Here is a 24596-nt window from a genome sequence, read left to right as displayed (position 1 = left end):
CTCACGTCACCGTGCTTAGGCGTTTGTCAGCTGACCCACCAACCCCGAAAACAGCCCGGCGCCATCGGTGGCGCCATGCACAGGGTCTGCCATCCGCTCTGGGTGTGGCATCATGCCCAGCACACGCTTATTTGGTGACAGGATCCCAGCGATATCTTCAATCGCACCATTGGGGTTTTCGCTGTAACGGAAGGCCACGCGCCCTTCGCCATTCAGCTTCGCCAACGTCTCAGCATCGGCAAAATAGTTGCCATCATGATGGGCAATCGGCACGGTGATGCTCTGCCCCGCCTCATAGGCCGAGGTGAACACATTGTCAGTGTTTTCCACTTTCAATTCAACGTTCTTGCAGATGTACTTCAACTTCGCATTGCGCAGCAAAACACCCGGCAGCAGGCCGGTTTCGGTTAACACCTGAAACCCGTTGCAGATGCCCAGAACAAACCCACCCCGTTCAGCATGTGAAATCACCGACCGGCAGATCGGCGAGTTGGCGGCAATCGCGCCACAGCGCAGATAGTCGCCAAAAGAGAACCCACCAGGAATGCCGACCACATCAACATCCGATGGAAGTTCCGCATCCTTGTGCCAGATCATCGAAACCTTTGCACCGGCCTGTTCAAAGGCCACGGCCATATCCCGATCACAATTGGATCCGGGGAATACGATGACGGCAGCATGCATCAGCCAATCTCCACTTGGTAGCTTTCGATCACGGTATTGGCGAGCAGCTTTTCGCACATCTCACCTACTTGGGCCTTGGCCGTTTCCGCGTCAATGTCCGCCAGTTCCAGCTCGATCACCTTGCCCTGACGAACGCCTTCGACGCCGTCAAACCCAAGTGCACCAAGCGCGTGGCGCACGGCCTCGCCCTGTGGATCCAGAACACCATCTTTCAGCATGACATGCACGCGTGCTTTCATAACCCTATCTTCCCGTCTTTTGAGCGCCTAACGCGCCCGATTTAATCTTTGGTGACGTGATCTTAGTTGATCAGCGTCGGGCGAATTGGTGTGGCCCCTTTGGGCAGAACGCCAAGGCGTTTGGCCACTTCGGTATACGCGTCGGTCAGGCTGCCTAGATCGCGGCGGAACACGTCCTTGTCCAGCTTCTGGCCGGTTTCGATGTCCCACAGGCGGCAGCTATCGGGGCTGATTTCATCGGCCACGATCAGGCGCTGGAAATCGCCGTCATAAATCCGGCCAATCTCGATCTTGAAGTCGACCAGACGAATACCAACGCCATACAGCACACCCGACATGAAGTCGTTCACGCGCAGCGCAAGGCTCAGAATATCGTCCATATCCTGTTGGCTGGCCCATCCAAATGCGGCGATGTGCTCCTCAGTGACCAACGGGTCACCCAAAGCATCGTCTTTGAGGCAGTATTCCACGATCGGGCGTGGCAGCTGCGTGCCCTCTTCCAGCCCCAGCCGTTTGGCCATGGTTCCGGCGGCATAGTTGCGCACGATCACCTCGAGCGGCACAATCTCACAAGAACGTACAAGCTGTTCGCGCATGTTTATGCGCTTCAGGAAATGCGTAGGAACACCGATGTTGGTCAGGCCGGTCATGAAATACTCGGACAGGAAGTTGTTCAGAACCCCCTTGCCTTCGATCACGGCCTTCTTTTCAGCGTTAAAAGCGGTCGCATCATCCTTGAAATATTGGACAATGGTGCCTGGCTCAGGGCCCTCATACAGGGTCTTAGCTTTGCCTTCGTAAATTTTTTTGCGGCGTGCCATGGGTTCTCCATCGGGTAATCCCGGGTGAATCTGCCCGGAACTCATGCGCTCTCATAGTGCATGCACCCAATTGTCGCAAGATGGCTATGCAAGCTTGAGATTTATTAAGTGAATGCACATATTATAAGTGAAGAAACAGCAGAATGAGGGAGCGCCATGACAACCTTTGACGAACGTGAACAAGCCTATGAAAACAAGTTCGCCCATGATGAGGAAATGAACTTCAAGGCCGAAGCCCGCCGTAACAAGCTTCTGGGCCTCTGGGCGGCTGATTTGATGGGAAAATCTGGCGACGATGCCGAGGCTTATGCCAAAGAGGTGGTCCTATCTGATTTCGAAGAACAAGGCCACGAGGATGTGGTGCGTAAAGTTGCCGGAGACCTCGGTGATCTCGCCGATCCAGACACGATCCGCGCCAAAATGGCCCAATTGCTGGCCATAGCGCGTGATCAGGTGTTGAACGAGACGTGATCTCAATCTTAAGTTGGACAACTGGCGCATCTTATTGGTGCGCCTTTTGTTTTGCGGGAAATATGAACACCCAATTCGACCATAAGCTAATGTCTGGTTTGAGCCCAAAGCGGACCTAGTAATTCGAGCACTACCTTAGTCGGAATCCAACGGAAAAATCGAGGGTGAAGCCGCCACCGTTGGTGCGAAATGAGATTTATCACTTCGAGTTCGATTGGTGTCCACAACCAAACGATAGACGGTAAACACCCCCAGCGAAAACAAAACCACGCCGATAAAAATAAACAAACCGCCGATGCGACCGTCACCCATAAATGCGGAAGCAGATAGAGGGCCCATTGTTGCGCCAATTGCAAAAAACAGCAGCAGACCGCCGCTGGTTTCAACCATTCGTGTATTTGGAACATTGTCGTTCGCATGAGATATGCACAGCGCGTATATCGGGATCATCAGAGCGCCGTGAGCGGCGGCCAATACAAAAATCACCACACCGTCGGGAATAGCGCCAAATCCTAAAAGCAAACCTGTAACGACGGTGCAAAAGGACAAAGCCGCGATTACGATCCGCCGGTCTATTTTGTCTGAAGTCCATCCCAGCGGCCATTGCGAGAGAGTGCCGCCGAACACAAACGCCGCCATCAACAAAGCTATGTCCGTGGTGGCCATGCCGCGCCCCTGAGCGAACACCGGGCCAAGCGACCAAAAAGCGCCTTCGACGCCTCCAGACAACAAGCATCCGATTACACCGACGGGAGACACTTTGTACAAGTTGCGCATCTGCAGTCGCGCAGATGGTATGGGCGTAGGCGACAATGTTGGAGTCAAACTAAGCGGCACGATAGACAAACAGATCAACATAGCCACGACGATAAATAATGTGGGCGCTAATGTGTCGTAAGAGGTGACCATTAGCTGCCCGGCCATGGTCACGATATTGGTCACGATGATGTAAGACGAAAAAATACGGCCACGGTTTGCATTGTTTGAACTGTCATTCAGCCAGCTTTCAACCACAATATAAAGCACCGCCAAACAGACGCCGCCAATAACCCGCATAATTCCCCAGAACACCGGATCGACATAGAGTGGGAACGCCAGAAACGTGACAGTTAACACAGCCGTTAATCCGGCGAAGGCGCGTACGTGACCCACAATCATGATGATTTTTGGGCCGACAAAACAACCGACTGCAAAGCCGCCAAAATACGCCGTACCTAAAAGTCCGATGAGTGAGGTAGAAAAACCTTCCTGACTGGCCCGGATTGGTAATAGCGTCTGAAACAGGCCGTTGCCTGCGAAAAGAAAAGCTGCGCACGCCAGGATCGTTAAAACTGATCCGAGAGCTGCTAAGGAAATTGGCTTGCTCATACTGTCAATCATACCGGTGAAAATCGAAAAAGTCTTATTGGTAGGATCAGTCGCGTAGTTGGAGGTTATTTGCAAGGCCGCGCAACATGTCGATGGCAAATCTAGCCGGGGGTGTTCTGATTTAGCTAAGTAGCTAAACAGATTACGAGAGCATTCTGGAATTGGCATATACGGCGACCTGCGAAATTCCGCTTTGTCCGCATTGCGGTCATTACATTCTATGACAACGAACCCCAATTCAAACAAACCTCACAATCATCATGAATATTATGAATTTGCCTAACGCACGCGCGCGTGTGATACAGGCGCGTTGACAATAGGAACGCCCCCATGACAAACACAGTATTTGCCGACTTTCTGAACGAACGTGACTGGGTTCTGGCCGATGGGGCCACGGGGACCAACCTGTTCAACATGGGGCTCAGTTCCGGCGATGCGCCCGAGTTGTGGAATGATGAGCACCCCGAGAAGATTAACAAACTCTACACCATGGCCGTGGATGCAGGCAGCGATCTGTTCTTGACCAACTCGTTTGGTGGCAATGCCGCGCGTCTGAAGCTGCACGATGCACAAAAGCGTGCTCATGAATTGTCCCGCATTTCTGCCGAAATTGGCCGCGACGTGGCCGACAAACGCGACCGCAAGGTCATCGTTGCAGGCTCGGTTGGTCCGACCGGCGAAATCTTTGCCCCCATGGGCTCTATGACGCATGAGATTGCTGTCGAAATTTTCCACGAACAAGCCGAAGGTCTGAAAGAAGGTGGCGCAGATGTGCTGTGGCTGGAAACCATCTCGGCCCCGGAAGAGTACAAAGCCGCCGCCGAGGCCTTTGCCCTCGCTGACATGCCCTGGTGTGGCACCATGAGCTTTGACACCGCCGGGCGCACCATGATGGGGGTGACTTCGGCTGACATGGCCACCATGGTCGATAAACTGCCCACCCCGCCCTTGGCCTTTGGAGCAAACTGCGGCGTCGGTGCCTCCGACTTGCTGCGCACTGTGCTGGGCTTTGCCGCTCAAGGCACCGAGCGCCCGATCATCGCCAAAGGCAACGCCGGCATTCCAAAGTACCATGATGGCCACATCCATTATGACGGCACGCCTGACCTAATGGCGGATTACGCCTGCCTGGCGCGCGACGCCGGGGCCAAGATCATCGGCGGTTGCTGTGGCACGATGCCCGAGCATCTGGAGAAAATGCGCGACGCATTGGAAACCCGCCCACGTGGTGAGCGACCTTCACTAGAGTTGATCGCAGAAAAGCTCGGTGCGTTTTCATCGGCAGCCGATGGTACAGGCGACGATGACGCTGCCCCAGCCCGCCGGTCACGCCGCCGCCGTTCAGCTTGATTTGAACGTTCAAATATCGCGTGCAAATTTTTCGATCTATCTTCCCGTGATAAAATTGCGCGCGTACATATAAATGGCCCAACCGGCCATCTTGAATTCATATCGGAAATTCATCGGCAATTTGAGTGGTTTTCCGTGAGAATCCCACAAGGCCTGCAAGTGTCTTGGCATGGCCAGACGGCCAAGGTTCCAGGGCTTAAATCCCGTACAGTAGTGGATAACCTTTGCACGTGATGTTCGTTTCTCTGCAAGCCGTTCCTTCCCGGTCCAAACCGGATCCAGGACCAAGTTCCAATCCTCCTCCAGTATAAGAAACCGATCCCCAACGGCGGCTTCTATCGCTGCTTGATCGCCAAAATCTGGTCTGTGCTCTTGGGCATATTTCAGCGATTTTTCAGTCAATCCTTCCGCGATCCAGCTCTCCCGATCGAACAGCAGCAGACCGGAGTTCAGGCCACCACCATTAAAAACCGCAGCCATCAAATTATCCTGCAAATCAATGTCAACAAGCTCTGCGATATCCGCCTGAGCAATCATATCGGTATCAAAGTACAAGAACCGGTCGGCCTCGATCCGTTCGGGCATGATCAGGCGCGCATAGGTCATTGGGGAAAGATGTGTGCGATTGGGCAGATCCTTGAAGACAGACGCATCAAGATAGTAGAATTCAATATCCGCATCTGGAATCGCGGCGTTTAGCACCTTTTCCGCCCGCTCATACTCAAAATCCACGAAGACATGAAACTTAACCGGCTGACTGGCATGCGCCAGAATCGACCGCAACAAATTTCCGCTGTATCGAAAGATCGCATCATCCGCTGCGATCGCCACATGCACCGTCATAAACTCTCGTTCCAAACAAAACATCTACCTGGAACGTCAAATATTCACTTTAACGAAAAAAATCCATCGCATTCTGGGTCTTAGAATTACTTCAATCTGCGTGACAAACATGGTTCATCACGCAACGAAGGATTTTCTCAGCCGGTCCATCCCAATCCTGCCGCGATGCAGTTCATGGATTGCAGCAATGGAATTGACATTTTCGAGGCGTTATCTCCACGCAGTTGAGTCAGTTGATCGATCTGGATCTGATGGATTACGTTCAACTGCGGTTGCGCGCGCTCAAACCGATCCTTAAGTTTCACAAAACGATCCGCCAGCGCGTCCTCTCCAGTGATCATCAGGATCGCAGCTTTGGACCGCTCATATTCCGCCTCGATCAGCCCGAGCACATCCTCTCGCACCGCCGGATCCGTCACCAACGCGCTATATCTTGCCGCTATTTTCATATCCGCTTGATAGAGCGTCTTTTCCACCTCATCCACCATCAGATGGAAGAGGTGTGATCGCTCGTACATCTTGGCCAACAGCGCCTTGCCTTCGGCCCCGCGCACCTTCTGGAACGACTCGCAAGCTGTGCCAAAGCCGTACCAACCAGTCAGCAAGTGCCGGTTCTGGGTCCAGGCAAACACCCAGGGGATTGCCCGCAGATCGGCCAGACTGCTGGCCCCGAACCGCCGCGCCGGACGTGACCCGATCTTGAGCTGCGCCAGTTCCTCAACCGGGCTGGCCTCTTGGAAATAAGCCACGAAACCGGGACGGTGTAGCAGGTTGCTATAGGCGGCCTGCGACATGCCCGACAGCGCCTCCAATGCATCATGAAATTCCGGTTCATCCTTGCCCGACGGTTTGGAAAGCGCCGTATGCGACAACACCGATGACGCCATTAGTTCGAGCTCATGAAGTGCGGTGCCCCGGTTGGCATATTTGGCAGAAACCACTTCGCCTTGCTCGGTTGTGCGCATTGCGCCACCAATGGTTCCCGCAGGTTGGGCCGCAATAGCACGGCCCGTGGGCGCCCCGCCCCGGCTAACTGAACCGCCGCGCCCGTGGAAGAATCGTGGCGTATATCCATGCAAGGCCAACTCGCGTGTGATTTTGCGCTGTGCCTTGTCCAGCTCCCAGGTGGAGCAGATGAAGCCACCATCCTTGTTACTGTCGGAATAGCCCAGCATGATCTCAACCTTACCGCCAAGCCGCTTGAGGCTTCGGTTCACAATCGGTACGGCAAACAAATCGCGTAAGATCGCAGGTGCATTGCGCAAGTCATCGATGGTTTCAAACAACGGCACAATTGGCAGGCTAATGAATTCTGCAGAAAAGCCAGCGTAACGCGCCAGCAAATATACAGCCAACAAATCGTCAGTGGATCGTGTCATCGACAGGATGAAAGAGCCAATGCTTTCAGGATCATCGCCCTGCCGCGTCGCATGGATCACCCCCATCAGCGTCATCAGCTCTTGCCCCTCAGGACTCAGCAACGCCATGTCAATTTTTTTGAGCTTTTCCTTGCCAATCTCCGCCCGTAGCCGCGCGGACCAATCGCCTGAGCCAAAGGCGGTCGGCTTGCCCGTGGCCGCCCAAACTTCAGCAAGCACGGACGTCACCACGGTCGAGTTTTGCCGGATATCCAGCGAGGTTGTGCGGAACCCAAATACCTCGGCCCGCCACCGGATCGGACGTACCAGCTGCTCACTCAACCCTTTGGCCTGAACCGTATCCAGTGCGCGCTCCACCACTTTCAGATCTGTGATGAAATCACTGACATGACGGTAAGCATTCTCGCCATTCAGGCGCGCTGCAACCGCACTCAGAGCCTGCCGGAAATACTCACCCTTGTTGCGGGCAGCAATCGCTTCGGCCTCGGGCACACGCGATACAACGGCCTCGAGCGCGGCCTTTGCCGGATCCGGAATACGCGACAACGTGCCGGTGATGCTCAGCATCCGGATCGCTTTCCCCAAACCCTCCTGATAACACTCCATCGCAGCCACGCGCCCGCGCCGGATAGCATCTTCAGTAACCTCAGCGGTCACATTTGGGTTGCCGTCTCGGTCGCCGCCAATCCAAGAATGAAACCGTACACAGGGACGCACATCTGCAGCCTCATCCCCAAAGACTTCGGCTTTGGCCCGAGCGAAGCTTTCAAACAATTGCGGCGTCGCATCAAACAGGCTGTCACGAAAAAACTGCAGCCCCCACTCGATTTCATCCGCCAAACTTGGTCGCGCCATGCGCAATTCACCTGACAACCACAAAAGATCAATCTCGTTGCGCAACTGCTCAACCCGGTCTTCGCGTTCGCGCGGCGTCCAGCGATCAGCTTCCAGTGACACCAACAGGCGATAGATGCGGCGGTGGATTTCCAGAATGGTCACACGCTTCGCTTCGGTCGGGTGTGCCGTCAGTGTCGGCCCAACACAAAGAAGCGCCTCCGCTGCGCCAAAGGCGCCCGCGTTTTCTGCTTTGATCTGTCCCATGGTCTGTGCAAAGGAGCCTTCCACAGCGGCAGCGCCTTCATCTGTCTCAAGGTACCGACGCTCACGCACTGCAGCGTTTTCCTCAACAATTTTTGAGAGCTGAAACCAAATATTCGCCGCTTGCAGATATTGGCCCATCGTCTCGGCACTCGGAACATCATCCGCCCCCTCATCCGCCAACAGGGGAGCAATGTTAGGCGCACGCTTTTCCACAATGGACAACAACAAACCTTTCAACGTGGCCCGTAAATCCTGCGCGTAATCTGCGGTGATGTCAGAGGCATGGTCCATTCGGTTAACTCCAGTGCGCGTGGCTTTCATTTTGCAGTCCCCTCAAGAGCAGATTCGTTCTGCCCTTGAACATTCATTTGCGACACAAGTTTATTTCACACCGAAACTTGGGCAGGCTTGGGCTGATTTTGGCAGCAATTTACATTCCGTCAAGTAATATTTTATTCCCAATGGGAATTTATTGCAAGCTTATGTGAGCGATAACACCTCAAGCAGATAAGGCTCTTCCCTAAAACTCAAGATTCATCTGCGCTCCCTGCGCCATTGGCGGCGCAAACTGATCACAATCAAGCGGAATCATATGCCGCCGCAACTCCAACTGATGCGTAATTCGCTCAAACCGGCGGGCCACCAAATCTGCATATGGCCCTTCCCCTCGCATGCGTTTGCCCCATTGCGCGCTGTATTCTCGCCCACCGTGCATATCGCGCAAGAACGACATAATCTTGTTTGCCTTGTTGGGATAGTGTCGCTCGACCCATTCTCTGAATAATCCAGACACTTCCAGCGGCAAACGCAACATAATCCAACTTGCGGCCACTGCTCCCGCCTCTTTGCCCAGGGTCAGGATCTCTTCCATCTCATGATCGGTCAGTCCCGGCACCATGGGTGATGTCATGATCCTCACCGGGATCCCTGCCTCAGCCAGCCTGCGAATGATCATCAACCGGCGCTTGGGTGCGGGTGCACGCGGCTCCATCTTGCGCGATAGATCAGCATCCAGCGTGGTCACCGACACGCCGACCGCCGTGAGTTTCCGCGCCGCCATATCCTCCAGAATATCGATGTCCCGTTCAATCAAAGTTCCCTTCGTGACTATCGCCACCGGATGCGAGAATGCGTTCAAGACCTGTAAACAGTCCCGCATAATTTTATGCTGTTTTTCAATCGGTTGATAGGGGTCTGTATTGGTTCCAATGGCTATCACTGCGGGCTTATATTTGGCTCGCCGCAATTCTCGCTCCAGAACTTCTGCCGCATTCGGCCGGGCAATCAACCGCGTCTCGAAATCCAACCCCGGCGACATGCCAAGCCAGGCATGCGTCGGTCGGGCGAAACAGTAAACGCACCCATGCTCACACCCACGGTACGGATTGATCGAGCGATCGAACGGCAGATCCGGCGACCGGTTATAGGTGATCAACTTGCGGGCATTCTCAAACGTCACATGCGTTCGCAGCAGCTGCTCTTCTTCAGGCAAATCCCAGCCGTCATCCTCATAGGCCACACCATGCGCTTCATACCGTCCTGCGGCATTGCTCAGGCTTCCCCGCCCCGCAAGCTGCACCCCATGTCTGACCGTTCTTTCGTTTCGCATGACACCACCAGAACAATTAGTGAACATTCTAGAAAATTGCCCGGACCCGCGCAAGTTTTTCCACCACACCCCGAAATTAGCTGTTAAGAAGTCGGAACCGCTCTCGTCAGTGTCGCAAATTGCAAAGTCCGACTGCGACAAATTGACGAAAGCTGGCCAAGAGTTAACACGCGCGCCACCGCGCCCAAATATCAAGGAAGCCGCATATGTCTGACGAAGAAGAAGACATCATCCTGTCGGAACTGGACGACGAAGAACTTGTCCAGCAGATGTTTGACGACCTTTACGACGGTCTCAAGGAAGAGATCGAAGAAGGCGTAAACATCCTTCTTGAGCGCAAATGGATGCCTTACGACATCCTGACCAAAGCGCTGGTTGGCGGTATGACCATCGTTGGGAAAGACTTCCGTGACGGCATCCTGTTCGTTCCCGAGGTTCTGCTCGCCGCAAACGCGATGAAGGGCGGCATGGCCATCCTGAAACCATTGCTGGCTGAAACCGGCGCGCCACGCGTTGGTAAAATGGTCATCGGCACAGTCAAGGGCGACATCCACGACATCGGCAAAAACCTTGTCGGCATGATGATGGAAGGTGCGGGCTTCGAAGTGATCGACATCGGCATCAACAACCCGGTAGAAAACTACCTGGAGTCTCTGGAAAACGAAAAACCAGACATTCTGGGCATGTCAGCCCTGCTGACAACCACCATGCCCTACATGAAGGTTGTGATTGACACGATGGTCGAGCAAGGCATCCGTGACGACTATACCGTTCTGGTTGGCGGCGCGCCACTGAACGAAGAGTTCGGCAAAGCCATTGGCGCCGACGCCTATTGCCGTGACGCGGCCGTAGCTGTTGAAACCGCCAAGGATTTCATGAGCCGCAAGCACAACCAAGGCGTAACCGGCTGATCTGCAATCGCAGAATTCAATATAGTGAAAGCCCCGTCCTTCCGGCGGGGTTTTTAATTCTCTACACTGCCCTTACCTTCGTATTTATGAAGGAGTTCGCCCATGCCGATTGATAAACTGGTTTTGATCATTGTTGTCGTCATTGCCGCCGCTGGGGCAACCATCTGGCTTAGCCTCTTTGTGGCCGCCTTTTTTCAATTCACCTTCGGATGGCTGATCCTCGCGCCGGTGGGCCTGGTGATATATGTGATCTACCGTGTTATCGCAGAACGCGTCGGTAACGCCGAAGAAGACCACTACGACAATATGGATCATTAGTATGAAGCTCGCCACCACACCCGACATTGCCGGACATCACATTTCCGAAACTCTCGGCCTCGTCCGCGGCTCGACCGTACGCACCAAACACGTCGGAACCGACATCATCGCATCCCTGAAAAACCTCGTCGGCGGCGAGGTGCGGGGTTACTCATCCTTGATGGCAGGTGCCCGCGAACAAGCCGTCGACCGCATGGTCGCGCAGGCCCGCGAAATGGGTGCAGACGCCATAGTCGGGCTTAGAATGGAGACATCCTCCATCGCTAAAGGCGCGTCCGAACTTCTGGCCTATGGAACAGCGGTCAAACTAACCAACACCAACTGACAACCAATCGACCCGCTATGCCGGCAGAACGGGGGCAAATCCGGCCTCGTTTTTCTGCCCCCAGGCGACTTCAAGTCGTTTGCAGATCACAAAATGGCGTTGGCCCTCGTGTAAATTCCCGTCTGCGCTTATATCCTGACCATATCAGTCCATCGCGAGGCCCAGCAATGACAAGCAACCCTGCCCTGCCCGACGACGAAACACTGACCGAATCCGGCCTTGCAGCTGAACAACGCGGCAGCATCCTGCTAATTGCATGCGGAGCTCTGGCCCACGAAATCCTCGCACTGAAGAAGCTCAACGGTTGGGATCACATGAGCCTGACCTGCCTTCCGGCCAAACTGCACCTCTATCCGGAAAAGATCACAGACGCCGTGGTTGAGGCCGTTGAAAAGCACCGCGACGATTACGGCGACATCTTTGTCGTCTACGCCGATTGCGGCACAGGCGGACAACTTCAAACCAAATGTGAGGAACTGGGTGTTCAAATGGTCGAAGGCCCGCATTGTTATTCTTTCTTTGAGGGCAACGATGCCTTTGACGCCCGCAGTGAAGCCGGTGAAATCACGGCCTTTTACCTCACCGACTTTCTGGTTCGCCAGTTTGATGCCTTTATCTGGAAACCCATGGGCCTCGATCGCCACCCAGAGTTGCGCGACATGATTTTTGGCAACTACACCAAACTGGTCTATCAGGCTCAGTTGGAAAACCCAGCTCTGAAAGAAAAGGCCAAAGACTGCGCCGACCGCCTTGGCCTCGCGTTCGAATACCGCTTTACTGGCTACGGCGACTTGGCCACCACATTGGCCAAACACGCCTAATGGATCGTCTTTGATCCACCCCCAAAGGAGGATCAACTCATGTTATTGCGAGTCGGCGACGTCGAAGTTTGGCGCATTCTGGAAATCAATGGCCCGTTCAAACCGGCAAAAGAATTGTACCCAACCGCTGGTCCCGACCTGCATGAAGTTTTGAACAAACACGCTCCGGGCCAGCTTTGCCCAGACAGCGGCAAATTGATCATACCGGTTCAAGGGTTTCTGCTGAAAACACCCTCACATACGATTCTGGTCGATGCCTGTGTCGGTAATGACAAAACCAATCACGGAACAGCAGATTGGCATCAACGCTCTGACAATCGGTTCATGGCCGCCCTCACCGCGGCGAGCGTCACCCCAGATGATATCGATTATGTGCTCTGCACCCACCTGCACGCCGATCACGTTGGCTGGAACACCCGCCTTGTCGATGGCCGTTGGATCCCGACCTTTCCGAACGCCAAATACCTTCTGCCCGATGCAGACAACGACCATTATTCCGCCAATCCCAATGACACATATCAAGAAAGCGTTCTGCCCGTCATTGCCGCCGGTCAGGCCGAACTGGTTACCGCCGATCACAAGCTCGGCGATTATGTCTTGTTAGTCCCTACGCCCGGACACACACCCGGCCACGTCTCAGTGCTCATAAAATCCGGCACTTCCGAGGCGCTGATCACCGGCGATGCCATTCACTCCACAGCACAATGCCATCGTCCTGACTGGCACTTCCGTTACGACATCGATCCCGAAGAAGCTGTTGTTTCACGAAAATCCCTCCTTGAGGAGGTCAGTGAATCAGGCTGCAAAGTCATTGGCACCCATTTCACCCTCCCCTCGGTCGGGCGCATCCGAGCCGACGGCGATGCCTTCAAATGGGACACCGAATAAAGTTAAGGCATCTGCATCGATCCCCAGGCATGCAACGCCTCTATCACGGGTTTTAATTTCTGCCCCTTTTCGGTCAGGCTGTATTCAACCCGCGGCGGTACCACCGCGTAAACCTCCCGGTGCACGATCCCGTCGGCCTCAAGCTCGCGCAATTGCTTGGTCAGGCTCCGTTGTGTAACGCTCCCCATCCGGCGCTTCACCTCGTTGAATCGTATCGTTTCGCCCAGCAAGTGGTAGATCACCAACCCCTTCCACTTGCCCGAAATCTGCTCCAACGCCAGTTCGACCGGGCAGCCATCACTGCAGTCGTATTTGGTAAACCGAGGTTGCGAGCCGTCCAACTCTCTGGCTGTTTTGCCAGCAGTATCCATTTGGTACCTATATGCCATTTTTGTGCGTATTGCACATATCTTCCCTATAGACATATTCATGTTCACAACAGGAAGTCAAAAGGATCATCATTATGGCACTTACGATCGTCGCCCACATCACCGCAAAGCCGGGACAAGAATCTCTGGTACGTTCTGAACTTGAGAAGCTCGTTCCTGTCACGCGTGAAGAGACAGGCTGCCTGCAATATGATCTTCACTCGGATAATGAAAACCCAAGCCACTTCATGTTTTTCGAAAATTGGAAAAGCCGCGAATTGTGGCAGACCCACATGAACGCCCCCCATCTCAGCGCTTATATGACCGCAACTGAAGGGGCAGTTGAAAGCTTCACCCTGCATGAAATGACCAAAGCCGATTAGCCCCATAATGGAGTGAGTACCATGACCAAAACAATCCTCATCACCGGCGCAACTGACGGCATCGGCCTTGCCACCGCACGGTTGCTGGTGGCACAAGGGCATACCGTTCTATTGCACGGACGCAGCGCAGAAAAACTCAAAACAGCACAGGATGAATTGAAAGAATCCGGCATGGTCGAGGGCTTTCTTGCCGACCTTTCGCGCTTGAATGAGGTTGAAAACCTTGCCGCTGACATTGCAGCCAAACATGACACATTGGACGTTGTGATCAACAACGCGGGCATCTTGAAAACACCCGCAACAACGACACCTGACGGGTTCGACACCCGCTTTGCCGTCAATACCTTTGCCCCGGCCTTGTTGACCAAACTATTGCTTCCACTGATGCCCGCCGATGGCCGTGTCATCAATCTATCGTCCGCCGCACAATCGCCCGTGGACCTGCAAGCCCTAAGTACGAGCCACCCAATGCAGGACATGGAGGCCTACGCCCAAAGCAAGCTGGCCCTGACCATGTGGTCGTTCCATATGGGCAAAGAACTGGGGGCAAACGGCCCCGCGATCATTGCCGTCAACCCGGGTTCGCTCTTGGGTAGCAAAATGGTCAAGGAAGGCTTCGGCATTGCTGGCAAAGGCTTGGATATTGGCGCTCAAATCCTCGTCCGTGCCGCGCTATCGGATGAATTCGCACAGGCCACAGGTCAATACTTCGATAATGACATCGGCCAATTCGGTGCTCCGCATCCTGACGCGCTGGACGCATCGGAGGTGACGCAAGTCGTCGCGGCCATCGACGCTGCACTTACCCGCAACACCTAAGCCAACCCACTCAAAGCCCATAGGAAAACACAATGAAAGCTGTAGGTTACACCGCTACTGGCCCCATTGATCGTGCTGACGCGCTGATTGATTTCGACGCTGAGAAACCAACCCCAACCGGCCGCGACGTGCTGGTCAAGATTCAAGCTATTTCGGTCAATCCGGTTGACACAAAAATTCGCCAACTGCGCGCGCCCGAAGGTGACACACCGGATATTCTCGGCTGGGATGCGGTTGGTGAAGTGGTTGAGGCCGGCGATACTGTCGAAACCCTCAAGCTGGGCGATGCCGTTTGGTACGCAGGTGCCATCGACCGCCCCGGCACCAATGCCGAATATCACCTCGTGGATGAGCGCATCGTGGGGCACAAGCCGACATCGGTCAGCAATGCCGCCGCTGCCGCCCTGCCCTTGACCACCCTCACCGCTTACGAGATGCTGTTTGACCGCCTGCAAGTCACCAACCCGGTACCTGGGGCCGCGCCAGCCGTGGTCATTATCGGCGGTTCCGGTGGTGTTGGCTCCATCGCCATCCAGTTGCTGCGTGCCAGAACCGATCTAACCGTCATCGCCACCGCCTCGCGCCCCGAAACGCAGGCTTGGGTAAAAGAACTTGGCGCACATCATGTGATTGACCACAGCCAACCCCTCGCTCCTCAAATCGAGGCGCTTGGCATCGGCCAACCGGGCTATGTGTTTTCAACCAATCACACCGGCGATTACATCGAACAGGTGGCGGAATTGATCGCGCCGCAAGGTCGGTTTGGCTTGATTGATGATCCGGAAAACCTGAACATCGCACCGTTTAAACACAAATCAATCTCGACCCATTGGGAGTTCATGTACACCCGCTCGCTCTTTGGCACCGCCGACATTGCCCAGCAAAGCGTCATACTGAACGAGGTTGCCGGGCTGATCGATGCAGGCAAGGTCCGGTCAACAGCTACCGAAACGCTGGGCACGATCAATGCCGAGACGCTCAAACAAGCACATGCCTTCCTTGAAACCGGCAAGGCCAAGGGCAAACTGGTGTTGGAAGGTTTCTAAATTCAAAAACTCTGGCGGCCACCACGCCGCCAGACACCCAGTTTAGGCCGCAGCCGCTGTTTCCTGAATCCGGGCAATCATCGCCCGCAACCCGTTCGAGCGCTGCGCCGACAGGTGCTCGTTCAGGCCCAGACGTCCCATCTCGGCCACAGCATCGACATTGGCCACCTCTTTGACCGCCGCGCCATTATATAGCGCCTTGAGCACTGCAATCAGCCCGCGCACAATCATCGCGTCGCTTTCGCCCTCAAAGGTGAACACATCGCCCTCTATGGTGATATGCAACCAAACCTGACTGGCGCACCCATCCACCTTGGTTGCGGGTACTTTCAGTGCCTCAGCCAGCGGGTCCATTGCCTTGCCCAGATCAATCACGTGGCGGTACCGGTCCTCCCAGTCTTCCAAAAATTCGAAATCCTCGACAATCTCTTCAAATGCCGGCTGGGCCATTCTTATGCTCCTGCTGTCTTCGCGATGACACCTATGTGTCCAAATTCCAAAGGTCCAGCCCCGTAAGTCTCTTTTCATCGCGCAGTGGATGGGGTAACCGGAAGGAAAGAAAAAAAGGCCGGTAAAATGCGTATTCTTCTTTGTGGTGTCCTTCTGTCCTCAATCGCCCTTGCTGGTTGCGGCGGAAAATCCAAAACGACATCGGTTCAGACCAGCGGTACGTCAAGCGTGAACCCGCTGATCAATCCTGACAAGAAAAGTGACCTTCAACCTGCCAAGAATACGTCTACGGTTCAAAGATCAGGCCTGTTCAAGAAAAAGATCAAAGTTATCCCCTATCAGGGTATTCCGGTGGCACAGATTAAATCGGTTGAGGTCAACGATACAGCCGGTGGAGCAATCCTGCTGGCCACTGGACTACCAACCCAGCAAGGCTCGTTTGACGTGCGCCTGATCCGCACCAACGCAGAGCCCGGAGTGCTGCATTACACATTAAACGCGGTCCAGCCCGCAACCACACCGCAAGGAACACAGCGCTCACGCGAAATTCAGGCCGCCCTGTTTCTGTCCAATCAGGACTTGCAAGGCATCAACACCATTCGCGTCTCCGGCACCGCAAACAGTGTGAGGGCGCGACGCTGATTGCAGGCTCTATAGCTCAACAATTTTGACGTTGGATTTTTTCGCCGCCAGTGCAATCTCACCATTGCACAGGCGAATGGCATGTTTGCCGAACACATCATTCCGCCAACCCATAAGCGCAGGCATATCGCGTTTTCCGGCCGCCATTGCATCCAGCTCGGCCGCATTGGCAATCAGCTTGGACGCCACCCCAAAGTTTTCGGCCTTCGCCTTCAATAGCACCCGCAGCAGATCCGCCAACGCCGGATTGACCTGCAGCTTGTCGCGCGAATCGTCTACCTTCGGCATTTGATCCGCTGGACATGCTTTACCCACCTCGACCGCTTTCAAGATGCCTTCCGCAATGTCGCCCTTCCGGGCCTCTCGTAACAGCAATCTAGAGCGTGAAAGATCCTTGGTGTCCGAAGGCTTTGTCGACGCCAATTCCACCAACGCATCATCCTTGAACACTCGGTTGCGCGGAATATTCCTGGTCTGGGCATGATTTTCGCGAAAACGTGCCAGTTCACGCACAATCGCCAAGAAACGACTGGATGAGTTGCGCGTTTTTACCCGCTTCCAGGCGTCTTCCGGATCAATGATATAGGTGTCCGGGTTTTCTAGAACACGAAGCTCTTCCGTCACCCAAGCGGCGCGCCCGGTGTCGGCCAGTTTCTTTGCCAGAAACTCATAAATCTGGCGCAAATGAGTAACATCGGCCAAGGCATAAACCTTTTGTGCATCGGTCAGCGGGCGTCGCGACCAATCCGTAAACCGAGAGCTTTTGTCCACCGATTGCTTTGCAATCTTGCGCACCAGTGTCTCGTATCCAACCTGCTCGCCAAAACCGCACACCATTGCTGCCACCTGTGTGTCAAACAATGGCGCGGGAATAACCCCGGCATCGACATAGAAGATCTCTAGATCTTGCCGCGCCGCGTGAAAGACCTTGACCACCGACGTATCACGAAACAACTCATAGAGCGGCTCAAGCGACAGCCCCTCTTCCAGCGGGTCCACCAAAACCGCATCATTCACACCGTCCCCGGCAAAAGCCAGTTGCACAAGGCACAGCTTGGAATAATAGGTGCGTTCACGCAGGAATTCAGTATCAACGGTTACGTAATCGTGTTGGGCGGCCCGGCTGCAGAACTCGGCCAGCTCTTGCGTCGTCTTCAAAGTTTTCATCGAGGGATTTGACGCTTTCTTAAATGCTGTTCACTGTCCCTCTCACCTATAAGTGAACGGGCTTCGAAAGAAAACAGGCGCTCAGGCCAAATCAATCCGTTCGGTCACACCCGCAGCAAACCGTTGCAAAACTGCCGGATAGAGGATGTGTTCTTGGGTCAAAACTCGCTTGGCAAGGCTCTCTGGTGTGTCACCTGCAAGAATCGGCACCCGTGCTTGGCCCAATATGGGTCCATCATCCAAGGCTGGCGTCACCTCATGTACCGTGCATCCTGCTTCAGCGTCACCTGCCTCCAAAGCTCGCGCATGGGTATTGAGCCCGCGATACTTGGGCAATAGCGAAGGGTGAATGTTCAGCATTCGCCCCTGCCAGTGGTTGACAAAATGTTCGGTCAGAACCCGCATGAACCCGGCCAGACAGATGATATCGGGCTGCGCGGCTTCCAAGGCGTCGATCAGCTGTTTTTCATAGCTGACCCGATCTTCGCCGTAAGGTCGGTGATCGACCACCGCCGTGGCCACGCGACGCGCCTGCGCCTTGGCCAGACCACCCGCGTCAGCATTATTCGACAGCACCAAACAAGGCCGCGCCGGATGGTCGCCGAGCATGCTGTCGATCAGCGACACCATGTTCGACCCGCCGCCCGAGACCAGAATGGCAACCCGTTTTGTCACCGAAGCGACCCTGTGTAAGCAACGCCCTCACCGGCCACCACGGTGCCCAGCACGGAAACCTCTTCACCGGCCTCGCGCAGCAAAGCGGTAACCGCATCTGCCTCACTAGCCTGCACTGACAAAATCATGCCGATGCCGCAGTTGAAGGTCTTGAGCATCTCTGCCTCAGCCATGCCGCCCTGCTCGGCCAACCAGTTGAACACCGGCGGCAGCGTCCAGCTGTCCAGATCAATCTCGGCTCCCAAATCATGCGGTAGAACTCGCGGCAGGTTCTCGGTCAGCCCGCCTCCGGTGATATGCGCCAAAGCATGCACGCCACCGGCCCGGATTGCATCCAGCACTTGCGTCACATACAACCGTGTCGGCGCCAGCAGTGCCTCGCCCAGCGAGCCCTCACCCCATGGGCAATCGGCGTCCCAATCAAGGCCGGACATCTCAACCAGCTTGCGCACCAATGAATAGCCGTTTGAGTGCACGCCATTGCTGGCCAGCCCCAACAGAACATCGCCCGCTTGCACGCCCTCCGGCAGGGCCGCACCCCGCTCCATCGCGCCGACGGCAAAGCCTGCCAAATCAAAATCACCCGCGCCATACATGCCCGGCATCTCGGCAGTCTCACCACCGATCAAGGCACAGCCCGAGCGCACACAGCCCTCAGCAATCCCTTCGATGATCCGTGCCGCCTGTTCGGTTTCCAGCTTGCCGGTGGCAAAGTAGTCGAGAAAGAACAGCGGCTCGGCCCCCTGACAGACCAGGTCGTTGACGCACATCGCCACCAGATCGATGCCAATGGTGTCCACATTGCCGGTATCAATCGCAATCCGCAGCTTGGTACCGACCCCATCAGTGGCTCCCACCAGAATAGGGTCGTTGTAACCGGCATCTTTCAGATCAAACAAAGCGCCAAAACCACCAAGGCCAGACATCACACCAGAACGATTTGTACGTTTCGCCGCCGGTTTGATCCGGTCCACCAGCGCGTTGCCCGCATCAATATCCACACCCGCATCGGCATAGGTAATCCCGTTCTTTCCGTCGCTCATGGCCATGCTCCTAAATCTGATGCGCCCCCGTTAGCCTATCCACCAATACAGCGCAATCGCAAAGCCTTGACGACTCTGTCCAACCGCCGTACCAGAGGTCTTAGGCGGGCCTGTAGCTCAATTGGTTAGAGCAGAGCGCTCATAACGCTTTGGTTGCGGGTTCAAGTCCTGCCGGGCCTACCACAACCGCCATTTATTCCCTTATAATCAACGAATGGGTGTCCCACGAATTGGGCAAAGTGGCCCATATGATTTCAATAGCTTACAAGCAAAGTGTCCCACGTTTTTCGCATGATTAAACCGAATTCAACGGATAGATATTCCGGCCTTACCAAAGACCAGTCGTTCCTTAGCTGTGGCTCATCGGCAGTATCAATTGCTTCGTAACTTAGATTTGACCTTCGAGCTTTTTGCTAGTTGCACCAATTCCCAGAACGCCGCGGGCAGCTCGTTGCGCCGCATCAATATCTCACGGCCAAACCTTCCCTAATCAGAGTGGTGCATACATCTGTGCCATCCACAAATAGCAAGCCACGCTGCCGACCATAGTTGCACTTCTTCGTGTATCCCCCACAGGGACGAAGCGCGAAGGGTTCAACTTTCTGGCATGCCACTCATTGGTCCCGTCACGCTCAATTTTTACCAAAAAATCGATATTGCCGTATTCGTGCGCGTAACCCGACGCCTTCCAGACCCCCGTAAGGTCCTGCGCCGGACCCGGGATCGCCAATAGCAGCCAAAGAAGAAAAGCGGCGCCAAATATTTTCACTTGCGCGATCAATCCTCGGAACTCAACGAAATTGGTGCGATGCTCGTGATCCTAGCAGAATCTGGTCATCTGTCGAGCGGCGCGAGCATTGTAAACTGAAAACACTTTAGAGACTGGCCTGTTCGTTGCAAACACCTAATCATGACCGTGACCTATGACGAGATGAAAAACCGCCGCAAGCAATGCCGTTCAGAGATTTGACTCTCACCCAAGCATATTAAGACCTGAACTTCATAAGTTTCAGCCAGATTGCGATAACCCAACACGCCAGTTCAACGACCCCCTCAATCAGTTGGTCAGTGCGCTCCAATTTTCATCCGGATTGAACACCACAACCTCTATCGCAGCCTCAAGGCTTTCCGGCCCTAGATCCGCCTCCCAAACCACACCAGATTCACTGATCTGGAAGCTGTGAACGCCCGTTACACCATATTCCGCGGGCACGGCCAGCAAGGCGTGCCCGGCAACCATGTTGCCGTTCACCATATAGGGCATCGCGCCGCCCGGGGCGGCGTCCCCTTGCGCTTTCAACAGCCGGAAATAATAGCCGTTGAATGGATCTGCCGCGGCGTCTTCGCCGCCCTCTTCAAATCCATCGAGATTGGCCCGCGCAGCCAGATCCCCGATCAGGCTGTTCTCCCCATCCCAGAACAGACCGTCACGATTGTCCGGCGACGAAATGATCGATGCGGCAAATTCCATCACGCCATCTCCGTCCTGATCTGTCTGGCGAAATTCAGACTGCAACTCGACATAGCCCTCCAACGCCTCGATGATCGCAATCTCATTGCCCCCAATCTGGCGTGCCAGCAATTCGTCCTCTGCGGCCAGTGCATCATACGACCAGCCGCTTTCAACCTGCATCAGAGGCACAGGAAAGGGCCATCCATCTTCGCCAAGCTCGATGACAACCGCATTCTCAGCCGGTACAAACCGATATCCCTCCCGATAAAGCGCCAGCAGGCTTGCCATATTCTGTTGCGTGGCTCCTTCATCCTCGACCCGCATCAGATCGGCAACAGCAGGGTCCATCGCGTCAACCGCAACCTGTGCGTCGCCAGTTTCAAGCCCTGCGACCAAAGCCTCCAGTGCGGCCTGAGGAGTTGCATATACCGGCGCCCCATCTGCCCAAAGTGTTTGACCAAATGTCACAGTACTCAACGTGACGAAGGCAATTTGTGAAAGACGTCCCATCATTACCTCCTCCTCTTGATGTTTGCTTTTTTCATCGATGACCCACCACGATGCGAAGCCGCCTTGGCACCACTACCGGATCTCTGCTTGGAAACCTTGGGCTTGGCTTTTGGTGCTGCCTTGTGACCGTTGCGATTTTGCGGTTTCGCGCTCGGTTTGACCGATTGTTTGGGCCTGTTGACTTTTGTCGAGCCTTGGCTGTGTTCCTTCAGGCCCTTGGATTTGTTCGACGACTTGATCGCTTTCCCCCCTGCAACGGCCCCACCTGCCACCGCTCCGGCAGCAACAGCCCCAGTCGAGATATCTTTTGCGCCGGTCTTTTCAGATAGGTTCTTGCGCAAGGCATCCGACTCTCGTGTACCGCCCGAATTTTTCATACCCAGCGTCGTCGCACCCGGTTTGTCTTTTCGTTCTGAAATACGGTCTTGGGCTTTGTCTTTCCGGTCATCGGAGGGTTTCCAACCTCCGTCCGGTCCGATGTCATTGGGTCGATCAATATCGATCTCATTCCCAATATTCACATTTCCATCCACATCGATATTGATATTGGGGTTTCGATAAATTGGGCCTCCTCCCCAACCCCCACAATTTCGGCACCCCCAGTACCCATACCAATCATCGTCATCGTCAAAGATTTCAGAAACCAACAGGATCGTCCCAAAGGTGATCAAACCCGCTGCGATGATATCGCCGGTGTTGTCCTGAGCATAAACAACCTCCGAGTCGTACTGCGGGACATAAACCACCTCGGGATCGGCCGGCTGTATAATCACGGAATCCGATGTCTCATCCCGGCTGACAGTCTGCTCCTCGGTATCAATGAGGGCCCCAGTCTCAATCGCCTGATCCCGTTTCACCTGCACCGCATCCATAACATCATCGGACTGTGCCAGCATTGCGTTGCCGATGGTTTCGGTCCACTCAATGTTTTCAGCCATTCGATTCACGATTGTCGGGAACCCGATGGCAAGGACCTCGACACTCGGATCATACCCCTGCGCCTTGATCTCGTCCTCAAGCTCTTCCTGACTGCTTCCTTCGTTTTCCAAAAGCAGTCGGTCCGCCTTTACCACGTCAATGGGCGCGGTCGCCCCTACCAATATCTGGATCAGTAAAGTGTCCGGATATAACGCCACCGGTGCAACCAACTCTTGGAGTTCGGCGTCGGAAAACAGCTCATCTTCCGCGCTTTCATCTACCTCTTCAACCTGACTTGTTTCATCGGTCGCCGTATCGCTTTCTTGCGCGTTGACCGGTGTCAAAACCAGAAGATATGCAAACGCCAATGCAAATAAGAAATTTGTCTTAGGCATGTGATGCCTCCACCCTGAGTAATTTGTTTAATTTCAAATTCGGGCATGCCAAGCCTGTACAATTTTTCAGGCAGCCTAAACTGATACATTGTGACACTCAGGCTATCCCGCGCCCGACCATCCCGCAAGAATTTTAGAATCTGAAACCACATATGAACATTGTGGAACGCATCCAAACGTCATCGCGGAAACCAAAAGAGTGCCGCACTTCGTTTCGCTCAGTCTCGTTCTTTCAACCGCGACTCGATGCCTTCCAATCTTGCTAACACCTCATCACGATAATGATCCGTGCGTTCATCCGCTTCAGCATTATGCGCGTCCTGCATCGAATTCACGATCAGACCGACCACAAGGTTTACCACGGCAAAGGTGGTGATCAGGATGAAGGGCACAAAGAACACCCAGGCGTACGGGAAAACTTCCATCACAGGGCGCACGATCCCCATCGACCAGCTTTCCAGCGTCATGATCTGGAACAGCGAATAGGCCGAGCTGCCTATCGTGCCAAACCACTGCGGAAATGCGGCGCCAAACAATTTTGTCGCCATCACCGCACCGATATAGAAAATCAGCCCCATCAACAGGAACACCGATCCCATCCCGGGAAGCGCGTTGATCAGCCCTTCCACCACCCGGCGCAGCGAGGGTGCGACAGAGATCACCCTGAGCAACCTCAGAATCCTCAACGCCCGCAGCACCGATAGCCCCTGTGCCGCCGGGATCAGGGCAACACCGACAATCACGAAATCAAAAATATTCCAGCCATCGCGGAAAAACCGCCCGCGATGCGCCACCAGCTTCGCTGCAATCTCGACAACAAAGACAGCAAGACATAGCTTGTCCAATGTCACGATCAGACCGCCAGCCGCCTCCATCACCACGTCCGAGGTCTCCAACCCCAAAATGATCGCGTTAAACAGGATCACGCCCAGTATGAAATTACGTACGATCGGGCTGGCCAGGACGCCCTGAAGCCGGACGCGAAAAGACGAGGTCGGGAGATTGGTGCTCTGTGTCATGCGCCTGCATATGGGGTAAGCCAGCGGATTTGCCAAGGTGTTCTATCGGATGCGAGCCAATATCCTACCAATCCCAGTGATACCGGCACCGGTGCCGCCCGTGATTATCCGCATCCCCGTCCACGGCACAATAGCGCGAACAGGCCGAAACCGCGCAAAAATGCGGTGCCCCCCACCCGCTTAGCAATTTGCGCGATAATGCGCGTTTGATCAGCGCTTCCTTGGCCAGATCATGCAAAACAGCATCCAGCGTGACATCTTCATACATGTCCCAAAGGGCGTCATCTTCGACTTTGTGCTCAAGGTATTTGACCACCTGGCCGGCATTCTGCTCCTGAATGACATGCAGGTATGCCTCGTCCACGATAAGCTCCATCACCTTCAGGCGGTCAGCACGGGGCAGCGCGGCGCTGGCCATCAACGCCTTGCGCTCCGGGGATATAAAATCCGGATTGATATTGACCATCTCAACCCTCCTGAACCCAAGTACCTCTCGAACAAAGAAAACAAAGAACGTCTTGTAACGATAAGATTACAATAGCAGTTTCTTCATCGAGCATCCAGTTTTCACCAAATTGGA

Annotated in this window: 27 protein-coding genes and 1 tRNA gene; 12 read left to right on the top strand and 16 right to left on the bottom strand. The window is 54.6% G+C overall.

Annotated elements, in window-relative coordinates; all coding sequences use genetic code 11:
* Window positions 1-15 precede the first annotated feature (15 nt).
* The 3 genes from purQ to purC form a co-directional block, all read right to left on the bottom strand.
* A complete protein-coding gene (purQ, locus tag ROA7450_RS02525) occupies window positions 16-684 on the bottom strand; it encodes a phosphoribosylformylglycinamidine synthase subunit PurQ (protein ID WP_085804079.1) in 669 nt (222 codons plus the stop codon).
* On the bottom strand, window positions 684-923 hold the full coding sequence (gene purS / locus ROA7450_RS02520; RefSeq protein WP_085804078.1) for a phosphoribosylformylglycinamidine synthase subunit PurS: 240 nt from the start codon (window positions 921-923) through the stop codon (window positions 684-686). The genes purQ and purS overlap by 1 nt, the downstream gene beginning before the upstream one ends.
* 62 nt (window positions 924-985) lie before the next feature.
* Window positions 986-1744 carry a phosphoribosylaminoimidazolesuccinocarboxamide synthase gene (purC, locus tag ROA7450_RS02515; RefSeq protein WP_085804077.1) on the bottom strand — a complete coding sequence of 253 codons (759 nt, stop codon included), beginning with the start codon at window positions 1742-1744 and terminating at the stop codon, window positions 986-988.
* 156 nt (window positions 1745-1900) lie between these two features.
* Here purC and ROA7450_RS02510 point away from each other — a divergent pair, with 156 nt between their 5' ends.
* Window positions 1901-2215, top strand: coding sequence for a DUF1476 domain-containing protein (locus ROA7450_RS02510; protein ID WP_085804076.1), 315 nt, complete (start codon window positions 1901-1903; stop codon window positions 2213-2215).
* 135 nt (window positions 2216-2350) lie between these two features.
* On the opposite strand, the gene ROA7450_RS02505 is transcribed toward ROA7450_RS02510, so the two are convergent.
* A complete protein-coding gene (locus tag ROA7450_RS02505) occupies window positions 2351-3583 on the bottom strand; it encodes an MFS transporter (protein ID WP_085804075.1) in 1233 nt (410 codons plus the stop codon).
* 330 nt (window positions 3584-3913) lie between these two features.
* Between ROA7450_RS02505 and bmt the strand changes: the two genes are divergently transcribed.
* Window positions 3914-4933, top strand: coding sequence for a betaine--homocysteine S-methyltransferase (gene bmt, locus ROA7450_RS02500; RefSeq protein WP_085804074.1), 1020 nt, complete (start codon window positions 3914-3916; stop codon window positions 4931-4933).
* A gap of 36 nt (window positions 4934-4969) precedes the next feature.
* Here bmt and ROA7450_RS02495 read toward each other — a convergent pair whose 3' ends face one another.
* From ROA7450_RS02495 to ROA7450_RS02485, 3 genes are all read right to left on the bottom strand, one after another.
* Window positions 4970-5791: a glycosyltransferase family 8 protein gene (locus tag ROA7450_RS02495; protein WP_159453981.1), complete on the bottom strand. Its 822-nt coding sequence runs from the start codon at window positions 5789-5791 to the stop codon at window positions 4970-4972.
* A gap of 122 nt (window positions 5792-5913) precedes the next feature.
* A complete protein-coding gene (locus ROA7450_RS02490) occupies window positions 5914-8577 on the bottom strand; it encodes a phosphoenolpyruvate carboxylase (protein WP_234999386.1) in 2664 nt (887 codons plus the stop codon).
* 199 nt (window positions 8578-8776) lie between these two features.
* Entirely contained in the window at window positions 8777-9865 is a 1089-nt protein-coding gene (locus ROA7450_RS02485) for a PA0069 family radical SAM protein (protein WP_143534322.1), read from the bottom strand.
* A gap of 206 nt (window positions 9866-10071) precedes the next feature.
* On the opposite strand from ROA7450_RS02485, the gene ROA7450_RS02480 reads away from it, so the two are divergent.
* From ROA7450_RS02480 to ROA7450_RS02460, 5 genes are all read left to right on the top strand, one after another.
* Complete coding sequence (locus ROA7450_RS02480; RefSeq protein WP_085804070.1) at window positions 10072-10776, top strand: cobalamin B12-binding domain-containing protein; 705 nt, start codon at window positions 10072-10074, stop codon at window positions 10774-10776.
* A 102-nt stretch (window positions 10777-10878) separates the two neighbouring features.
* Complete coding sequence (locus ROA7450_RS02475) at window positions 10879-11094, top strand: hypothetical protein (RefSeq protein WP_085804069.1); 216 nt, start codon at window positions 10879-10881, stop codon at window positions 11092-11094.
* Between the two features lies 1 nt (window position 11095).
* Window positions 11096-11419, top strand: coding sequence for a YbjQ family protein (locus ROA7450_RS02470; protein ID WP_085804068.1), 324 nt, complete (start codon window positions 11096-11098; stop codon window positions 11417-11419).
* A 167-nt stretch (window positions 11420-11586) separates the two neighbouring features.
* Window positions 11587-12240, top strand: a complete 654-nt coding sequence (locus tag ROA7450_RS02465; RefSeq protein WP_085804067.1) for a DUF1638 domain-containing protein — start codon at window positions 11587-11589, stop codon at window positions 12238-12240.
* Between the two features lie 39 nt (window positions 12241-12279).
* Complete coding sequence (locus ROA7450_RS02460) at window positions 12280-13128, top strand: MBL fold metallo-hydrolase (protein WP_085804066.1); 849 nt, start codon at window positions 12280-12282, stop codon at window positions 13126-13128.
* A gap of 2 nt (window positions 13129-13130) precedes the next feature.
* Here ROA7450_RS02460 and ROA7450_RS02455 read toward each other — a convergent pair whose 3' ends face one another.
* Window positions 13131-13517 (bottom strand): winged helix-turn-helix transcriptional regulator, encoded by a 387-nt coding sequence (locus ROA7450_RS02455; protein ID WP_085804137.1) that lies wholly within the window; start codon window positions 13515-13517, stop codon window positions 13131-13133.
* A gap of 74 nt (window positions 13518-13591) precedes the next feature.
* Between ROA7450_RS02455 and ROA7450_RS02450 the strand changes: the two genes are divergently transcribed.
* From ROA7450_RS02450 to ROA7450_RS02440, 3 genes are read left to right on the top strand one after another with little or no spacing between them, the layout of a single operon-like run.
* Window positions 13592-13879: a putative quinol monooxygenase gene (locus ROA7450_RS02450; RefSeq protein WP_085804065.1), complete on the top strand. Its 288-nt coding sequence runs from the start codon at window positions 13592-13594 to the stop codon at window positions 13877-13879.
* 21 nt (window positions 13880-13900) lie between these two features.
* Complete coding sequence (locus tag ROA7450_RS02445) at window positions 13901-14698, top strand: SDR family NAD(P)-dependent oxidoreductase (RefSeq protein ID WP_085804064.1); 798 nt, start codon at window positions 13901-13903, stop codon at window positions 14696-14698.
* Between the two features lie 32 nt (window positions 14699-14730).
* Entirely contained in the window at window positions 14731-15744 is a 1014-nt protein-coding gene (locus ROA7450_RS02440) for a zinc-binding alcohol dehydrogenase family protein (RefSeq protein ID WP_085804063.1), read from the top strand.
* A 42-nt stretch (window positions 15745-15786) separates the two neighbouring features.
* Here the strand turns inward: ROA7450_RS02440 and ROA7450_RS02435 are convergent, their stop codons facing one another.
* Entirely contained in the window at window positions 15787-16194 is a 408-nt protein-coding gene (locus tag ROA7450_RS02435; protein WP_085804062.1) for a SufE family protein, read from the bottom strand.
* Window positions 16195-16320: 126 nt separating this feature from the next.
* On the opposite strand from ROA7450_RS02435, the gene ROA7450_RS02430 reads away from it, so the two are divergent.
* Complete coding sequence (locus ROA7450_RS02430) at window positions 16321-16836, top strand: hypothetical protein (protein ID WP_085804061.1); 516 nt, start codon at window positions 16321-16323, stop codon at window positions 16834-16836.
* Window positions 16837-16845: 9 nt separating this feature from the next.
* On the opposite strand, the gene rnd is transcribed toward ROA7450_RS02430, so the two are convergent.
* The 3 genes from rnd to purM form a co-directional block, all read right to left on the bottom strand.
* Window positions 16846-18003: a ribonuclease D gene (gene rnd, locus ROA7450_RS02425; RefSeq protein WP_085804060.1), complete on the bottom strand. Its 1158-nt coding sequence runs from the start codon at window positions 18001-18003 to the stop codon at window positions 16846-16848.
* Window positions 18004-18084: 81 nt separating this feature from the next.
* A complete protein-coding gene (gene purN / locus ROA7450_RS02420) occupies window positions 18085-18678 on the bottom strand; it encodes a phosphoribosylglycinamide formyltransferase (RefSeq protein ID WP_085804059.1) in 594 nt (197 codons plus the stop codon).
* Complete coding sequence (gene purM, locus ROA7450_RS02415; protein ID WP_085804058.1) at window positions 18675-19721, bottom strand: phosphoribosylformylglycinamidine cyclo-ligase; 1047 nt, start codon at window positions 19719-19721, stop codon at window positions 18675-18677. The genes purN and purM overlap by 4 nt, the downstream gene beginning before the upstream one ends.
* 106 nt (window positions 19722-19827) lie before the next feature.
* On the opposite strand from purM, the gene ROA7450_RS02410 reads away from it, so the two are divergent.
* A tRNA-Ile gene (locus ROA7450_RS02410) sits at window positions 19828-19904 on the top strand.
* An 874-nt stretch (window positions 19905-20778) separates the two neighbouring features.
* On the opposite strand, the gene ROA7450_RS02400 is transcribed toward ROA7450_RS02410, so the two are convergent.
* From ROA7450_RS02400 to ROA7450_RS02385, 4 genes are all read right to left on the bottom strand, one after another.
* Window positions 20779-21687 (bottom strand): DUF2950 family protein, encoded by a 909-nt coding sequence (locus ROA7450_RS02400; RefSeq protein WP_085804056.1) that lies wholly within the window; start codon window positions 21685-21687, stop codon window positions 20779-20781.
* Window positions 21687-22997 carry a DUF3300 domain-containing protein gene (locus ROA7450_RS02395; protein WP_085804055.1) on the bottom strand — a complete coding sequence of 437 codons (1311 nt, stop codon included), beginning with the start codon at window positions 22995-22997 and terminating at the stop codon, window positions 21687-21689. The genes ROA7450_RS02400 and ROA7450_RS02395 overlap by 1 nt, the downstream gene beginning before the upstream one ends.
* Window positions 22998-23215: 218 nt before the next feature.
* Window positions 23216-24016, bottom strand: a complete 801-nt coding sequence (locus ROA7450_RS02390; protein ID WP_085804054.1) for an ion transporter — start codon at window positions 24014-24016, stop codon at window positions 23216-23218.
* Window positions 24017-24080: 64 nt separating this feature from the next.
* Window positions 24081-24482, bottom strand: a complete 402-nt coding sequence (locus tag ROA7450_RS02385; RefSeq protein WP_085804053.1) for a hypothetical protein — start codon at window positions 24480-24482, stop codon at window positions 24081-24083.
* Window positions 24483-24596 lie beyond the last annotated feature (114 nt).

This window comes from Roseovarius albus, from assembly GCF_900172335.1.
In the GTDB taxonomy this organism is placed as follows: Bacteria; Pseudomonadota; Alphaproteobacteria; order Rhodobacterales; family Rhodobacteraceae; genus Roseovarius; species Roseovarius albus.
Note: the sequence above shows the minus strand (reverse complement) of the source record. Positions and strands in the feature narration are given on the sequence as shown.